Raw genomic sequence first — 13,991 nt, forward strand, 5'->3', positions numbered from 1 at the left:
CTCCCCACCACTCCCCCTGGAGTCGCTGCGTCCGACCGTACATGGAGCTGCACGGGGAAGCGCGAAAGCCCCTCACCAAAGGACGGCGAGGGGCGACGCAGGGTTGAGAAAGCGGATCTCAGGGGCGCGGGGCTGTACTGGATCTGCGGCTACCGCCGCGCGGGCGCGACAAGCCACAACGGCGCCGCGGACGAACCACGACACTCATGGCTCTCCCAGCGGAGCGCTCAGTACCAGCGGTTGGCCTGCCAGAACGACCACGCACCACAAGGGCTGTCGTAGCGCTCGTTCATGTAGTTCAGGCCCCACTTGATCTGGGTGGCCGGGTTCGTCTGCCAGTCCGAGCCGACGGACGACATCTTGGAGCCGGGCAGGGCCTGGAAGAGGCCGTACGCACCGGAGGAGGGGTTGACGGCCCGGTAGTTCCAGTCGGACTCGTGGTCCACGATGTTGCTGAAGCACTGGAACTGGTCGCTCGGCACCATCTGGCGCGCCATCGCCTGGATCTGCGCGATGCTGTACGAGCTCTGGACGGGGAAGTCCGCGGAGGAGGACCGGGAGGCCTTCGCCTCGGTCTCTTCGCGCTCCTTGGCTTCCTTCGCCGCCTTCTCGGCGGCTTCCTTCTTCTCGATCGCGCTCTGGGCGGCGGCCTTGCGGGCGGCCTCCTCGGCGTCCTTCTTTGCGCTCACGTCCGCGGCAATGGCCTGGACATCCGCCTGCGCCGACAGGGACTCGGTCTGCACCTGGGCCTGCTGGCCCGCGGGTATGTCCGCGAGGAGCGTCGAATCGGCAGCCGTCGCCTCGGCGTCGTTGTTCTGCGCGGTGCTGCCCGAGGCAACGCCGACGACGCTTCCGACAGCGGTGACCGCGGTGGCCGACGCCACTGCGAATCCCCTGACCGAAATCGGACTCACACGGTTTCCTTCCAGCATCGCCCGCTTCGGTGACCCTGGCGGACGCAATCGTGCCCCTGGCGCTGGCCTCCCAACTGCGGGGTCACGGGAGGCACGGACCCGGTGGGCAACTCCCTCGAGGGAAGCGCCGCGTGAAGACTCGGGCGGCATACGACGGCGCTATGCAGTTGGTTGTGGTGCTGCTGTGGTTCCGTACCGCTGGGGGCACAGGTGTGTCGTATGCGGGGCCTGACAGGAGTGAGACTCTGCCGTAACCCGACACCGCAAGGCAATTCTGTGTTGCGTGTGAAAGCTCACACCTCGTTTGTGCCAGGGGTTTTACGGAAAGCCGCACACGCCGAGGCGCCGCCCGGATAGGCTCACTGCCTTTTCCGAACGGCGCCAACCAACGAGTAGCTACCGCAAGTTGAGCACTTGGGTCAGATCTGCCCGTCTTCCAGCATTTCGGTCACAAGGGCCGCGATCTGGGACCTCTCGGACCTCGTCAGCGTGACGTGGGCGAAGAGCGGATGTCCCTTCAGCTTCTCCACGACGGCGACGACACCGTCGTAGCGCCCGACCCGCAGATTGTCCCGCTGAGCCACATCATGGGTGAGAACCACCCGCGAATTGGCGCCAATTCGGGACAGAACAGTCAGCAGGACATTCCTTTCCAGTGACTGCGCCTCGTCCACGATCACAAACGCGTCGTGCAGCGAGCGCCCACGGATATGGGTGAGCGGAAGCACCTCCAGCATTCCCCGCGAGGTGACCTCTTCGATGACCTCGCGGCTGGTGACCGCGGACAGCGTGTCGAAGACCGCCTGGGCCCAGGGGCTCATCTTCTCGGCCTCGGAACCCGGCAGATAGCCGAGCTCCTGCCCGCCCACCGCGTACAGCGGCCGGAAGACCATCACCTTCTGGTGCTGACGGCGTTCCAGCACCGCCTCCAGGCCCGCGCACAGCGCCAGCGCCGACTTGCCGGTGCCGGCGCGACCGCCCATGGAGACGATCCCGACGTCCGGGTCGAGCAGCAGGTCGAGTGCGATCCGCTGCTCGGCGCTGCGGCCCTTGATACCGAAGGCCTCCCGATCTCCGCGCACCAGACGGACGTTGCCCTCGGGTGTGATCCGGCCCAGCGCCTTGCCGCGCTCGGAGTGGATCGTCAGCCCGGTGTGGACGGGCATGTCGGAGGCTTCGGGGACGTAGATGTGACCTTCCTCGAAGAGGATGTCCACCTGCTCGCCCGGCAGGGTCAGTTCGGACATTCCGGTCCAGCCGGAGGAGTCCGTGATGGCGAGCTCGGCGCGGTACTCCTCGGCGAGGAGGCCGACGGACGAGGCCTTGATCCTGAGCGGCAGGTCCTTCGACACGACGGTGACGTCGAACCCCTCGGCCTGCAGATTGCGGGCGACCGCGAGGATGCGGGAGTCGTTGTCCCCCAGGCGGTAGCCGGTCGGCAGAACGCTGGGGTCCGAGTGGTTGAGCTCGACACGGACGGTGCCGCCGAGGTCCCCGATCGGAATGGGGGCGTCGAGGCGACCGTGCCGGACCCTGAACTCGTCCAGCAGGCGCAGCGCCTGCCGGGCGAAGTAGCCGAGTTCGGGATGGTGCCGCTTGGCCTCCAGTTCCGTCACCACGACGATGGGGAGCACGACCTCGTGCTCGTCGAAGCGGTTCAGGGCGTTCGGGTCGGCCAGCAGGACGCTGGTGTCGAGAACGTAGGTGCGCCGGTCTGGCTTGTGGCGCTTTGTGCTGGTCACCACGGAAGGACGTACCCCCTCGGATGAGGTCGGGGAGCGACGGAGTGGAGCTGGACCGGTCGTCGGCCGCCCTGCACGCCATGCACGGGCCGAAAACCGGCCCTCCACTGCTTCTTCCGTGCCGTGACCGCACGGTAGGGCTGGTGCAAAGGGCCTCCCGGGCGGACGGCTCCGGTGCCGCCCGCTGAGATACGACACCCGTGGTTCGGGTGTCGACCTGCTTGGCTTATGCCCTCGAACATGCGGTGCCATGCCAGCGCATATGACGGCGCGCTGGTGAACTCCTTGTTACTTCCGTCCCGCGGTGGGGGTTTTCTCAGCCGCCGTAACGCCGGTGCCGGGCCGCGTAGTCACGCAGGGCGCGCAGGAAGTCCACCTTGCGGAAGGCCGGCCAGAAGACCTCGCAGAAGTAGTACTCGGAATGGGCCGTCTGCCACAGCATGAAACCGGACAACCGCTGCTCGCCGCTGGTGCGGATGACGAGGTCGGGGTCGGGCTGGTCCCCGGTGTAGAGGTGCCGGCCGATCAGGTCGACGCTGACGGACTCGGCCAGGTCCTCCATCGAGGTGCCCTTGTCGTGGGCGTCCACGATCATCGAGCGCACGGCGTCGGCGATCTCCTGGCGGCCGCCGTAGCCGATGGCGACGTTGACCAGTATCCCGTCGATGTGGGCGGTGGCTTCCTCGGCCTCTTTGAGCGTGGTCTGCATCCCGGACGGCAGCAGGTCGGGCGTGCCGACGTGGTGCACGCGCCAGCGGCCGTCGGCGACGAGGGTGCGGACGACGTCCTCGATGATCCCGAGGAGCGGGACCAGCTCGTCCTGCGGCCGGTCGAAGTTGTCCGTCGACAGCAGCCAGAGGGTGACGACCTCGACGTCCGTCTCGGAGCACCAGCCGAGGAACTCCTCGATCTTCTCGGCCCCGGCCCGGTGACCGTGCACGGTGGTGGAACCCGCGGCCTTCGCCCAGCGCCGGTTGCCGTCCATGATGACGCCGATGTGCTTGGGCACCTGAGCGTGGTCCAGGTGACCCTCCACCCGGCGTGCGTACAGCCTGACCAGCAGGCCGCGCAGCTTGTCGCGCAGGTTCACGTGATTGTCCGCCCCTCCGTACGAATGCGGTCCCCGCGCCTTGGAGCGTACCGGGGTTTGGGGTGGGCGCGTCTTTGGGGGTGCGGGTGGGTGTTTGGCGCCTTGGGTGGGGGCGGCCGGGGTGCGTCGGCGGGTGCGTGTGGTGGGGGCTGATCGCGCAGTTCCCCGCGCCCCTATAGGCACGTGCAGTCCCCCGGCGCTTGGATGCGCGCCCCGGTCCGGGGCAAAAAAACGGGCCGGTCCGTGGGGGGGAGACGGACCGGCCCGAGGGGGGGTTTCCACCATAACCCTTCGTAAGGGATGGTGCGTGCATCGGCGTGCCACAACTACTCTCCGAAATCGCTCGGCGACGGCCCGGTAGCCGCGAGAGGGCTCTTTCGTGGCCGATTCATGGCCGCTCCGGGGCGGATTTCCAGGGGAAACGGGCAGGATGCGGCCGGATACGGAGGGTTTGGCTCGGCTTGGGGCCTGCTCGGCGACTTGTCCGCGCTTCCCTCCCCCGGGTGACGCCGACCGCGAACGTCGACTTGACGGGGCGCATGGCTTCGAGGGTCGGACGCGGTTTCGATGCGACGCGCGTCCATCAGGGACACATACGGGGGCATGGCACCGCGCAGCCCCCTCCACTGCGCGGTGCCGCCGCGCAGCTTTGCGTACGCGAATTACCTTGGTCCGAACTTACGCGAGAGGTGAGGGGAAATCGAGTCGGCCTCCATAACAATGTGGAAAAGGTGTGGGCTCCTTGGATGCGCAGGGACCTAAGGCGCATCGCGTACGGATGCACGGTTTGCACCAGGTAGCGCTCAGCGGACAGCAGCTGACCTGTATACGGCCTACCGTCGGCCCATGACCGCAAGGGCGAGCAAGACGATCACCTGGGGCGAGGCGTGTGCGCGGCGCATGGAGCGGCAGTTCCTGGCGCGTCCCGCCGAGCGCGGCACACCGGTGGCCGACGTGGTCGGGGCGATGCTGGGCGCGCACGCGCAGGTGTTGTCCGCGGCCGAGATGTCGGTGGGGGTGCGGGCCGCCGGGGTCACCCGGGCGGACGTACGGTCCGCGCTCTGGGACGACCGCTCACTGGTGAAGACGTTCGGCCCGCGCGGAACCGTCCATCTGCTCCCCGCCGCCGAACTGCCCCTGTGGTGCGGCGCCCTGACCGCGATTCCGACGGGCCCGAGCCCGTTTCCGCCGGATGTCCGGGTCACGGCAGAGCAGGCGGCACAGATCGTGGCGGCGATCGGGGACGCTCTCGACGGGGTGTGCCTGACCGTGGAGGAGCTGGGCGAGGAGGTTGTGGCGCGCACCGGTCCGTGGGCCGGCGACCTGGTGATGCCCGCGTTCCAGGACCTGTGGCCGCGCTGGCGCCAGGTAATACACCGGGCCGGCCAGTCGGGCGCGCTGTGCTTCGGGCCGAATCGGGGGCGGAAGGTGACGTATACGCGGCCGCCGGGGTTCGAGCCGGGCCCGGTGCCGGGGGAGGCGGCCCTGTGGGAGCTTGCGCGACGGTATCTGCGCGCGTACGGCCCGGCGACGTCTCAGCACCTCGCCAAGTGGCTGGCGGCGCCCGCGGGGTGGGCAGCCTCCTTGTTCAGGGAGCTGGCGGAGGCCGGTGCCGTCGAGGAAGTCCCCTTCGAGGGATCGAGGGCCTGGGTCGCGGCGGGCGACACCGAGTTCCCGGACGGGCGCGTGCGTGGGGTGCGGTTGCTGCCGTACTTCGACGCGTACGCCATCGCCGCGCAGCCGCGGGAGTCGCTGTTCCCCGGGGAGGCCTACCGGCGGGCGCTGGCCGGCGGTCAGGCGGGGAACTTTCCGGTGCTGCTGGTGGACGGGGTCGTCGCCGGGGTCTGGCACCAGCGGCGCCAGGGCCGTCGTACGACGGTGACGGTGGAGCTGATCGGACGGCGTCTGACGGCGCGGCAGGAGCGGGAGTTGGGCGAGCAGGTGGAGCGGGTGGGGGACGTACTGGAGGCGAAGGCGGAGTTGGTGGTGGGGACGGTGACGGTCGGTCCGCACGCCTAGACCCTGTCGTTCGGATCATCCCGGCGTCGGCTCAGACGCCGGGCCTGCGGGCCTCGAAGAGGTGGCGGGTGCTGTGGGCGACGAAGGGGCCGTCGGACTCGATCTGCTCGTGCAGGGCGCGGAGTTGGGGCCGATAGGCCTCGACGGTGAAGCCGGGGACCATCCACACCACCTTGCGCAGGAAGTGGACGACGGCGGCGATGTCGTGGAACTCCATGCGGAGTTCCTCGGCGCGCAGGTCGACGATCTCCAGGCCGGCGGCCTCGGCGTCGGCGCGCTCGCGGTCGGGGTGACGGCCGCTGCGGACCTCGTCCGGCTGGGGACCGAGGAAGTACTCGACGAGTTCGAAGACGCTGTGCGGCCCGACGTGCTGGGCGAAGTAGGTGCCACCGGGGCGCAGCACGCGGGAGATCTCCGTCCAGTTCGCCCGCACCGGGTGCCGGCTCGTGACCAGATCGAAGGCCTCGTCGGCGAACGGCAGCGGGGCGTCCTCGGGCGAGGCGACGACCGCGACACCGCGCGGGGCGAGCAGGGCGGTGGCCTTGGCGACGTTCGGCGGCCAGCCCTCGGTGGCGACGGTCAGCGCGGGCGCCTTCGGGGCCCGGCCGAGCGCGAAGTCGAGGACCTCGCCTCCCCCGGTCTGGAGGTCGAGCGCGGCACTCGCACCGGCCAGCCGCCCGGCGAGGGACACGGCATACCCCCAGCTGGGCCGCGCCTCGCCGGCCCGCCCCTCGAACCAGGAGAAGTCCCAGCCCTCGGTGGGCACGGCTACACCCTCGGCGACGAGGTCCTCGAACGACCGGCTGTTCTCTCCCATGCCGTCATGATCGCAGGGTGTTGTCGGTGGCCGCTGCCGGTTTTCCGCGCCATGGCGGACCAGCACCTCGGCTCAGTGGAGTACGGCTGGTTCGTGTCGGCCTTCGGCGGTGCGGCACCGTACGGGAGTTGCTCGACGGGGCGACGGGAGATCAGCGGCCGGACTGAAGGGGACCGGACAGCACCAGCAGTATGTGCTCGTCGTCGCCGTGGCGGACGGTGCCGGTCCGCTCAAAGCCGTGGTGTTCGAGGAGGCGCACGGAGGCGGTATTGGCGTGGAAGGGGTCGGCGTACAGGGGACGGGTCCGCTCCGTGTCGAGGAAGAGGGCGAGGGCCTTGGTGCCGACGCCTCGCCCCCAGTACGGCCGCCCGAGCCAGTACCCGAGGAAGCGGCGCTCCCCCTCCCACCATGAGACGACGCTGCCGGCGACCTCGTCCCCGGCCAGGACCGTCCGCACGAGACAGGTCTCGTCCCCGAGCACGCTCGTCCGCCAGTGCTTCATGAAGGCCTCGCGCGGCCGGGGCGTGGACCTCGATCGCCGGATGGCCTCGGGGTCGTGCTCGTGGGCGAGGAAGGCCTCCAGGTCGGCGTCCAGCACCTCCCGGAGCCGTACGTCCACAGCGTTGCCGATGTTCGGGTCATCGCTCATACCCGGAGTGTGGCAGCAGCCACTGACAACGCCCCCGCGCCGACCGACGCCCTACGGCACCAACGGCCGCACTTCCTCCGCGACGAACCGCACGAACCCCTCGGGATCGGGCTCGTCCCCGGTCGGCTGGAGCACCACGGTGTCGGCACCGGCGTCAGCGAGCCGCTGCACGGCCTCCGCCACGGCTCCCGCGTCCCCGGCGACGCCGAGATCGGGCACGGAGGCGAGCCCCTCGGCCCCGAGCTCGGCCTTGAGCCGGGCGGGCCCGTCGGTCCCGGTGGCGGTGAGCAGGTAGACGACGACTTCATGCGGCTCGGCACCGGGGCGTCCGGCCGACTCCCGGCCCTCCTCGATGAGTTTCCGCGCCTTGCGCACGCCCTCGGGCGGAGTCGAGGCGGTGAGCAGCGTCCCGTCGGCGGCGGAACCGGCCAGCCGCAGCGAGCGGGGCCCGGTGGCCCCGGCGAGCACGGGCACCGGCTCGGCGGGCGGCCAGTCCAGGGCGACGTCGTCGAGCTTGACGTACCGCCCCTCGACGGTGACCGTCTCCCCTCGCAACAGGGCGCGCAGCGCGTCGAGATGCTCCCGCAGCAGGGTGACCGGTGACTCGACCCGAGCCCCGACCTGGCCCATCCAGTCCTGCACACCGTGTCCGACGGCGAGGATCGGCCGCCCCGGGAACATCCGGTGCAGAGTGGCGGCCTCCATGGCCGTGATCGCGACGTTCCGCAGCGGCACGGGCAGCAGCCCGACACCGACCTTGATCCGCTCGGTCCAGGCGAGGGCGGCCGCCGCGGTGGAGATCCCTCCCTCCCGGAAACAGTCCTCCCAGAGCCAGAGCTCTTCGAGGCCCGCGTCGTCGGCGAGCCGGGCGACGGTGCGGAGTCTTTCGGGGGCCAGCTGGGGGCGGAAAACTGCGCCGAGTCCGGTCATGGGGCCTTCCTACCCGGGTAACACTGGGCGGACAACCGAAAATCCAGGAGGTTGCTGAGGATGGGGCGGCGGTGGCGTGACGGGTGGGGGACGCTGCTCGTGCACGGCGAGCGGGGTGACGTGCCGGTCCCTCTGGAGATCGCGGCGTCGTACCGGGCCCGTACGAAGGGACTGCTGGGGCGGGATGCCGTCGACGGGGCGATGCTGCTCACGCCGGCGGGCAGTGTCCACACGTTCCGTATGCGCATGCCCATCGACGTCGCCTACCTCGACCAGGGGATGCGTGTCATCGCCGTACGGACCATGAAGCCGGGTCGGTTGGGGCTGCCCCGGCTGCGGTCGCGGCATGTACTGGAGGCGCAGGCCGGGGTCATGGCGGGGTGGGGGGTGCGGGTCGGGGTGCGGGTGACGGTCGAGGCCGACTGATGGCGCGGTGGACCGGGACTCACGGAGTTCAGCGGGCCACGTCGTCGATCGAGCTGGGTCCCATCTGGGACGCGGTGGTGAATTCCGGCAGCGTCGAAGGCTGGTCGAAGAGGAAGAAGCTCTGGTTCATGCCGAGGGTGAATTCCAGGTAGGCACCCGTGGTGGCGTCGAAGCCGTAGTACGTGTTGCAGGTGCCGGCCCCGTTGCTGTAAGTGCCGTCCATTTCCGGCAGCGGGACGTTGACCATGCCGCCGTTGCTCGATTCCGTCTTCGACGGTGGCGTACCCAGCGAACAGTACGAGACTGGCAGTCCCTTGAGAACGAAGTACCCGTACTCACCCTTGGCGTTCTGAAGGTAGACGTAGCTGAGTTTGCCCTTCGAGCTCGCCTTCCCCCACGTCTTGATCCACCTGTTGATGGTCTCTCGCGTCGTCGAGTACTCGGGGATTTCTATGGGCTGGTTCGCCACCATTTTGTCGTAGGCCTTCTCCTTCGCCTTCGTCTCCTTCGCCTGTGAGGAGTCGTCCTCGCAGGCGGTGACGCCGAAGCCGGACAGCAGAACGGCGGCGACGACGAGCGCGGTACGGGCGCCTTTCATCTTCTCCCCCTCTTCGTCAGGGCGCGCACGTGGTGTTCATGTCGTCCACGGCCAACCGCGGCGGCAGATCCTTGTCCTTGAACGCGGCCCGGTGCTCCTGCGCGGCCTTGGCGTTGTATTCGTTGACCGCTTCGATCCGGGACGCCTTCAGGGCGGTGAGGGAGGTGCTGATCTGAGCCCGCCTGGGCTCGGAGGCGGTCTTGTTCTCCTCCTCCAGGGCTTTCATGGCCCCTTCTTTCGACTGCACCGTGGAGCAGAGTCCGAAGAACTCCTCGTAAGTGGCGATCCGGAACGAGCCTGAACCTTCGGTGCGGTCGCGCTTGTCGACTTCGCCGCGGAACGGCGCGGTCAGCCGGCTGACCCCACCGATGGCGAGGGTGAGGGTCAGACCGATCGTGACGAGGGCGGCGATACCGCCGATGACCCAGATCCCGGCTTTGACGTCTTCTCGGGTCTTGCTCATGGCGCCTCCTTTCCCGTCCCCTGGGACAGAACTGGACGGAGAACAGAGCCGGTTGTGAACTGCTCGCTCACGCACGCTACAGAGCCGGTCCCGGGACCCCTCCCGGTCGTCGCCGTCGAGACGATGTACGGCGGAGATGGATGTTCGGCGGAGATGGATGTTCGGCGGCCGAAACCCGCGATGCGCAATTCACGCCGTCGCCCGCGGGATTGTCAGCTCTGACTCTCCCCGCCCATGAGGCCCGTCTGCACCAGCAGGTTCCCCCGCCTGCGCGAGACGAAGATTCCCCGTCCCGCCGGCATCCGACTCGGACGTACGTTGCCGAGGATGTCGCCCTCGTTCGGATCGCCGGAGAGCACGACGCCCTGGGCACCCAGTTCCTTGATCCGCTGCATGAAGGGTTCGTAGGAGGAGCGGCCGGCGCCTGCGGTGTTGCGGGCGACGATGAAGCGGATGCCCACGTCGCGGGCGAACGGGAGGAGTTCCGTGAGGGGGGCGAGGGGGTTGCCGCCGGAGGTCGACACCAGGTCGTAGTCGTCGACGATCACGTAGATCGTCGGACCGCTCCACCAGTTGCGGGCCCGCAACTGTTCGGCTGTGACGTCGGGCGAGGGTGTCCGGCGGCGCATGAGGTCGGCCAGGGCCTCCACATGGTGGTCCATGGCGTTGGACATGGGCACGTACTCGGCCAGGTGGGTTGCCGGGGTGGCGTCCAGAAGGGAGCGGCGGTTGTCGATGACGAAGAGCTTGCAGGAGTCCCCGTCGTGCAGGTCGGTCAGCTGCTTGATGAGCAGGCGCAGCAGGTTGGACTTGCCGGACTCGCTTTCGCCGAAGACGAGGAAGAAGAGGGCTTGGTCGAAGTCGTCGGCGGCCCGCAGCAGCGTCGGCATCGACTCATGCCGCCACCGCCGAAGTCGAGAACCGTGTCGGCCAGCGAATCGTTCCCGCCCGCCCGGGGTCCGGCACCTGGGCCAGGGGCCGGGCTACAGATGGTGCACGGTCACCGGGGCCGGGGTGAACGGCCCGGGGCGGCCGTCCACCGGCAGCTGTCCGTCCCCTGTGGTGACTCGGGCAGAGGCGGGCCGGTACAGGCCGGACACCTAGGCCGCCTTGAAACGGACCATTTCGTCGGTGCCGTACTCCAGATATCCCGAGCCCGGGACGTTCGGCAGGTGGTGGGTGTCGGGGACACCGAGGGCGGCGCGCGGCCAGCAGTTCGGGGCCGGAGTACACCTCGGCCATGTGCTGCCAGGCGACGAGCAGTTGGGCGACGGACGCGGGGCGGCAGCGATCGTCCTAGGGCATCAAGAGGTTGTCGACGCGGCTGCGCTGGGTTCTGCGTCCAGCAGGTTCTGGTCGCGGATCTCCTGGATCGTGGACGCACCGATGGTCTTGACGCGTTCGCAAGCGGCGTCAGCAGTGGACGGGCGCTTGTCACCGACGACGAGTTGGACGACCGTTCCCTGTTCAGGGAGGAACACCGAGGCACACGCCGGCCTGACATCGCTCTTGCCGATGACGACACCCACACCGTCGAGGTTCACGTCGTCCTCGCCGGGGACCGGAAAGGCCTGGCCGAAGTCGACCAGTGTCTGGGAGTCCCACCTGACGAGGATCATCATCGAGAACTTGGCAGAGGTCCAGGTGCAACTGCGGGACGTTTCGCTGATGTCCTTGCCCACCTTCTTGAGGTCGTAGGCAGTCACCCGGGACCTCGGGAGGAAGGAGCAAGGGTCGGCCTCCCGCAGACTTTCGGGCGGTGGGGCGGAACTCTTCGATGCCCTCGGCGACGGGTCCTCACTTCCGCCGCAGCCGACCAGGATCGTGGCAAGCAGCGTGACCGCCAACAGGCGAATCGCTCGGGACGCAGGCGTACGAGTCATGCGCGGCAACGTACTGGTACGCCGACGGGACCCGTCCCGAAGCAGCGCGGACGAGGAGGGGCAGAGGGGCGGAGGGGCGGAGGGGCGGAGGACAGGCTGGGACTTCCACACCTTCAGGTCTTCTGGCGAGGCCGCAGGCACCTGACATTCAGCGCCACTCGAGGGAGTACGCCGCTTGGCATACCGCCGCACCGCACGGCCTCAGCGACGACGGACGATCGCCCCGACCACGAAGGTTCCGACATACGCCCCGAGCGGCAGCACCATGCACAGCGCCATGGGGTGGAACACGATGTCCGCAAAGACGTTGGGTTCGGAGCCGTCGTACACGCCCGAGGCCAGCGCGAGGAGGAAGAGCACGATTCCCAGCACGAGTCCGCCGAACATCATCTTGACCGCGATGTGCACCAGCGGTGTCGGATGTCTGCGCACGCGCGCGATCTTGTTCGCGGCCTCGGGAACGGGTGCCCAGTCCTCACCCCTGCGCAGCACCCACAGCTCGCGCAGGGCAGCCACCTCGTGCGCGAGGTCGGGAGTGTTGCGGTCGTTGAGATGCGGCAGGGTGCGCCGCCGGCCCGACGCGTCGTACAGCACGACGATCTGGCCCGGCGCTCCTTGCGCCCCCGCCCCGGGGTTGATCTCGATCTCGATGCCCTGCACGTCCGGCCAGGCCGTGGCGTGGCTGCGGAAGGCTCCCCGGGCCGTCAGATGGGTCTCGTCGCTGATCGTCGCCGTCACCTTGACCAGGCGCAGCACGAAGAGGAACAGGGCGGCGAGCGTCGCGCCGACGGCGGCGGGGACGGTGGTCGGCACCTCGTCGTCCAGGGCCATCCGCGCGATCAGCCCGATGCCTGCCACGAAGGGAGCGGCCAGGCCGATCCACAGCCAACTGCCGCCCGAGTAACGGTACTCACGACGATGCGAGTCATCAGCGATCACGGGCGCAGGTTAGCCACCGGCCGTCGGGACCGGTCCCGGCCGCCAGTGGTGAGAGGTGCTCAGCCTTTGTCAGCCCTCGCTGCGCGGGAACGACACCTCCACCCGGCGGTTCTTCTTACGCCCCGCCTCCGTCGAGTTCGAGGAGATCGGGTACTGCTCGCCGTACCCCCGCACCTCGTACGTCACCGTCGAGTCGGTCAGTTCCGCCTCCAGGATCCCCTGTACGGCGTTCGCGCGCTTCCTGGACAGGACGTCGCCGTGGGCGGAGGAGCCGAGGTTGTCGGTGAAGCCGAAGACTCGGATGCGGGTGGCGTTCTGGGTCTTGATCTCCTCGGCGATCTCCGCGATACGGGCCTTTGCCTCGCCGGTGAGCTTGGCGCTGTCCTTGGGGAAGAGGACCTCGGCCTGGAGGGCGAACTTCACGTCCGCGTTGGTGTCCTCGCGGCGTTCCTCGCCGGCCTGGTCCTCGACGACCTGCTTGATGTCCAGGACCTTGGGTTCGGCGAGGGTGGCGCCTTCGGGGATTTTGAGGTCGGGATCGTTGGCGTCGACCTCGACCGGGGCGGAGGCTGTGGCTTCCGTCCCCGGAGGGACGCTGGGATCGTCCGCCGCGTCGGCTGTCGTGGCCACGAGCAGGTTCGCGGCGACCATGACCGTGGCGGCGGTGAGGGTCAGGGTGAGGCGGGGGGTGCGGGTCATGGTTGCCTCACCCGGAGATCTGGATGGTGGCGGCGGCGAAGGTCGGGAGCTGGAAGGTGACTTCGGTCGTGTCCGTGGGCGGAGACGGGAACTGCATGAAGACGGCCAGGGTCTCGCCGGACTTCAGGGTCGAGAAGCCCGTGGTCGTCAGCGGGCGGCCGTCCGTGTCCCGTAGGACGTAGTACCGCTTCTTGCTCTTCGAGTCGACGAGTGTGGCGCCTCCGAAAGACCGGCCGTTTCGGGTGATCTCGGTCTCGTTGCCACTCAAGGCGGACGGGACCGACATGCTCTTGTCCCCGTCGTTCTTCAGACTGCCGTTCACGGTGACGAAGCCACCGGAGTCACGCTGGGCGGAGGTGATCTGGAGGAGCAGTCCGTCCGACCCCTTCAGCTCCGCCAGGGGCTCGTCCGACTGCCCCTCCTGGGCGCTCGGGTCGGATCCCCGTTCCGTGGCGGCGGACGCCGACGTCTCCGGCTTGTCGCCGTCGTCCCCGCCGCTGCCGCAGCCGGCCACGCCGAGGGCCAGTCCAGCCGCAACGGTCAGCGCGACCATCCCCCTGTGGGCCTTCGTCGTGAACCGAATACTCATGCCTCTGCTTCCTTAGTCACTCGTCAGTCACTCGTCGTTCGCCGGTGAGTCGGCCAGATGGACGTCGAAGAGATCCTCGGGGGCCGGGAGGGTGGTCGGATCCTCCGGGTCCGGGTCCCAGTTGTTGCCGTCCTCGCAGGTGAGTCGCGGAAGCGGGAGCGTGGCGTTTCCGTCGCCCGGCTCGGCCTCGCCTCCGGCGCCGTCCCCGGCATCCCCGCCGCCCCCTGCACTGC

General features: G+C 69.0%; 14 protein-coding genes and 2 pseudogenes. 2 read left to right on the forward strand and 14 right to left on the reverse strand.

The genetic code is table 11. The annotated features are described in order from the left end of the window. Positions 1-227: 227 nt before the first annotated feature. From KUM44_RS40935 to KUM44_RS40945, 3 genes are all read right to left on the reverse strand, one after another. Positions 228-932: a transglycosylase SLT domain-containing protein gene (locus KUM44_RS40935; protein ID WP_217214842.1), complete on the reverse strand. Its 705-nt coding sequence runs from the start codon at positions 930-932 to the stop codon at positions 228-230. A gap of 401 nt (positions 933-1,333) precedes the next feature. Further along, positions 1,334-2,659 (reverse strand): PhoH family protein, encoded by a 1,326-nt coding sequence (locus tag KUM44_RS40940; protein WP_217214843.1) that lies wholly within the window; start codon positions 2,657-2,659, stop codon positions 1,334-1,336. 313 nt (positions 2,660-2,972) lie between these two features. Continuing rightward, positions 2,973-3,746, reverse strand: coding sequence for an isoprenyl transferase (locus KUM44_RS40945; RefSeq protein ID WP_217214844.1), 774 nt, complete (start codon positions 3,744-3,746; stop codon positions 2,973-2,975). Between the two features lie 846 nt (positions 3,747-4,592). On the opposite strand from KUM44_RS40945, the gene KUM44_RS40950 reads away from it, so the two are divergent. Next, positions 4,593-5,765 carry a winged helix DNA-binding domain-containing protein gene (locus KUM44_RS40950; RefSeq protein WP_217214845.1) on the forward strand — a complete coding sequence of 391 codons (1,173 nt, stop codon included), beginning with the start codon at positions 4,593-4,595 and terminating at the stop codon, positions 5,763-5,765. A gap of 31 nt (positions 5,766-5,796) precedes the next feature. Here KUM44_RS40950 and KUM44_RS40955 read toward each other — a convergent pair whose 3' ends face one another. From KUM44_RS40955 to KUM44_RS40965, 3 genes are all read right to left on the reverse strand, one after another. Further along, positions 5,797-6,582 (reverse strand): class I SAM-dependent methyltransferase, encoded by a 786-nt coding sequence (locus KUM44_RS40955; RefSeq protein WP_217214846.1) that lies wholly within the window; start codon positions 6,580-6,582, stop codon positions 5,797-5,799. Positions 6,583-6,733: 151 nt separating this feature from the next. Further along, a complete protein-coding gene (locus KUM44_RS40960; protein ID WP_217214847.1) occupies positions 6,734-7,231 on the reverse strand; it encodes a GNAT family N-acetyltransferase in 498 nt (165 codons plus the stop codon). Between the two features lie 51 nt (positions 7,232-7,282). Beyond that, on the reverse strand, positions 7,283-8,161 hold the full coding sequence (locus tag KUM44_RS40965; protein ID WP_217214848.1) for an LLM class flavin-dependent oxidoreductase: 879 nt from the start codon (positions 8,159-8,161) through the stop codon (positions 7,283-7,285). Between the two features lie 60 nt (positions 8,162-8,221). Here KUM44_RS40965 and KUM44_RS40970 point away from each other — a divergent pair, with 60 nt between their 5' ends. Continuing rightward, a complete protein-coding gene (locus KUM44_RS40970; RefSeq protein WP_217214849.1) occupies positions 8,222-8,587 on the forward strand; it encodes a DUF192 domain-containing protein in 366 nt (121 codons plus the stop codon). Positions 8,588-8,615: 28 nt separating this feature from the next. On the opposite strand, the gene KUM44_RS40975 is transcribed toward KUM44_RS40970, so the two are convergent. From KUM44_RS40975 to KUM44_RS41010, 8 genes and pseudogenes are all read right to left on the reverse strand, one after another. After that, positions 8,616-9,185: a hypothetical protein gene (locus KUM44_RS40975; RefSeq protein ID WP_217214850.1), complete on the reverse strand. Its 570-nt coding sequence runs from the start codon at positions 9,183-9,185 to the stop codon at positions 8,616-8,618. A gap of 16 nt (positions 9,186-9,201) precedes the next feature. Continuing rightward, positions 9,202-9,648 (reverse strand): hypothetical protein, encoded by a 447-nt coding sequence (locus tag KUM44_RS40980; protein ID WP_254390827.1) that lies wholly within the window; start codon positions 9,646-9,648, stop codon positions 9,202-9,204. Between the two features lie 212 nt (positions 9,649-9,860). Further along, positions 9,861-10,511 (reverse strand): annotated as a pseudogene (locus KUM44_RS40985) (FtsK/SpoIIIE domain-containing protein); the annotation flags it as partial. Positions 10,512-10,952: 441 nt separating this feature from the next. Further along, complete coding sequence (locus KUM44_RS40990; protein WP_217214851.1) at positions 10,953-11,531, reverse strand: DUF3558 family protein; 579 nt, start codon at positions 11,529-11,531, stop codon at positions 10,953-10,955. Between the two features lie 201 nt (positions 11,532-11,732). Continuing rightward, a complete protein-coding gene (locus tag KUM44_RS40995) occupies positions 11,733-12,470 on the reverse strand; it encodes a hypothetical protein (protein ID WP_217214852.1) in 738 nt (245 codons plus the stop codon). 69 nt (positions 12,471-12,539) lie between these two features. After that, positions 12,540-13,169, reverse strand: coding sequence for an OmpA family protein (locus KUM44_RS41000; RefSeq protein ID WP_217214853.1), 630 nt, complete (start codon positions 13,167-13,169; stop codon positions 12,540-12,542). 7 nt (positions 13,170-13,176) lie between these two features. After that, entirely contained in the window at positions 13,177-13,758 is a 582-nt protein-coding gene (locus KUM44_RS41005; protein WP_217214854.1) for a hypothetical protein, read from the reverse strand. Between the two features lie 27 nt (positions 13,759-13,785). Continuing rightward, a pseudogene (locus KUM44_RS41010) lies at positions 13,786-13,991 on the reverse strand (hypothetical protein); the annotation flags it as partial.

The organism is Streptomyces sp. AC550_RSS872 (assembly GCF_019049285.1).
In the GTDB taxonomy this organism is placed as follows: Bacteria; Actinomycetota; Actinomycetes; order Streptomycetales; family Streptomycetaceae; genus Streptomyces.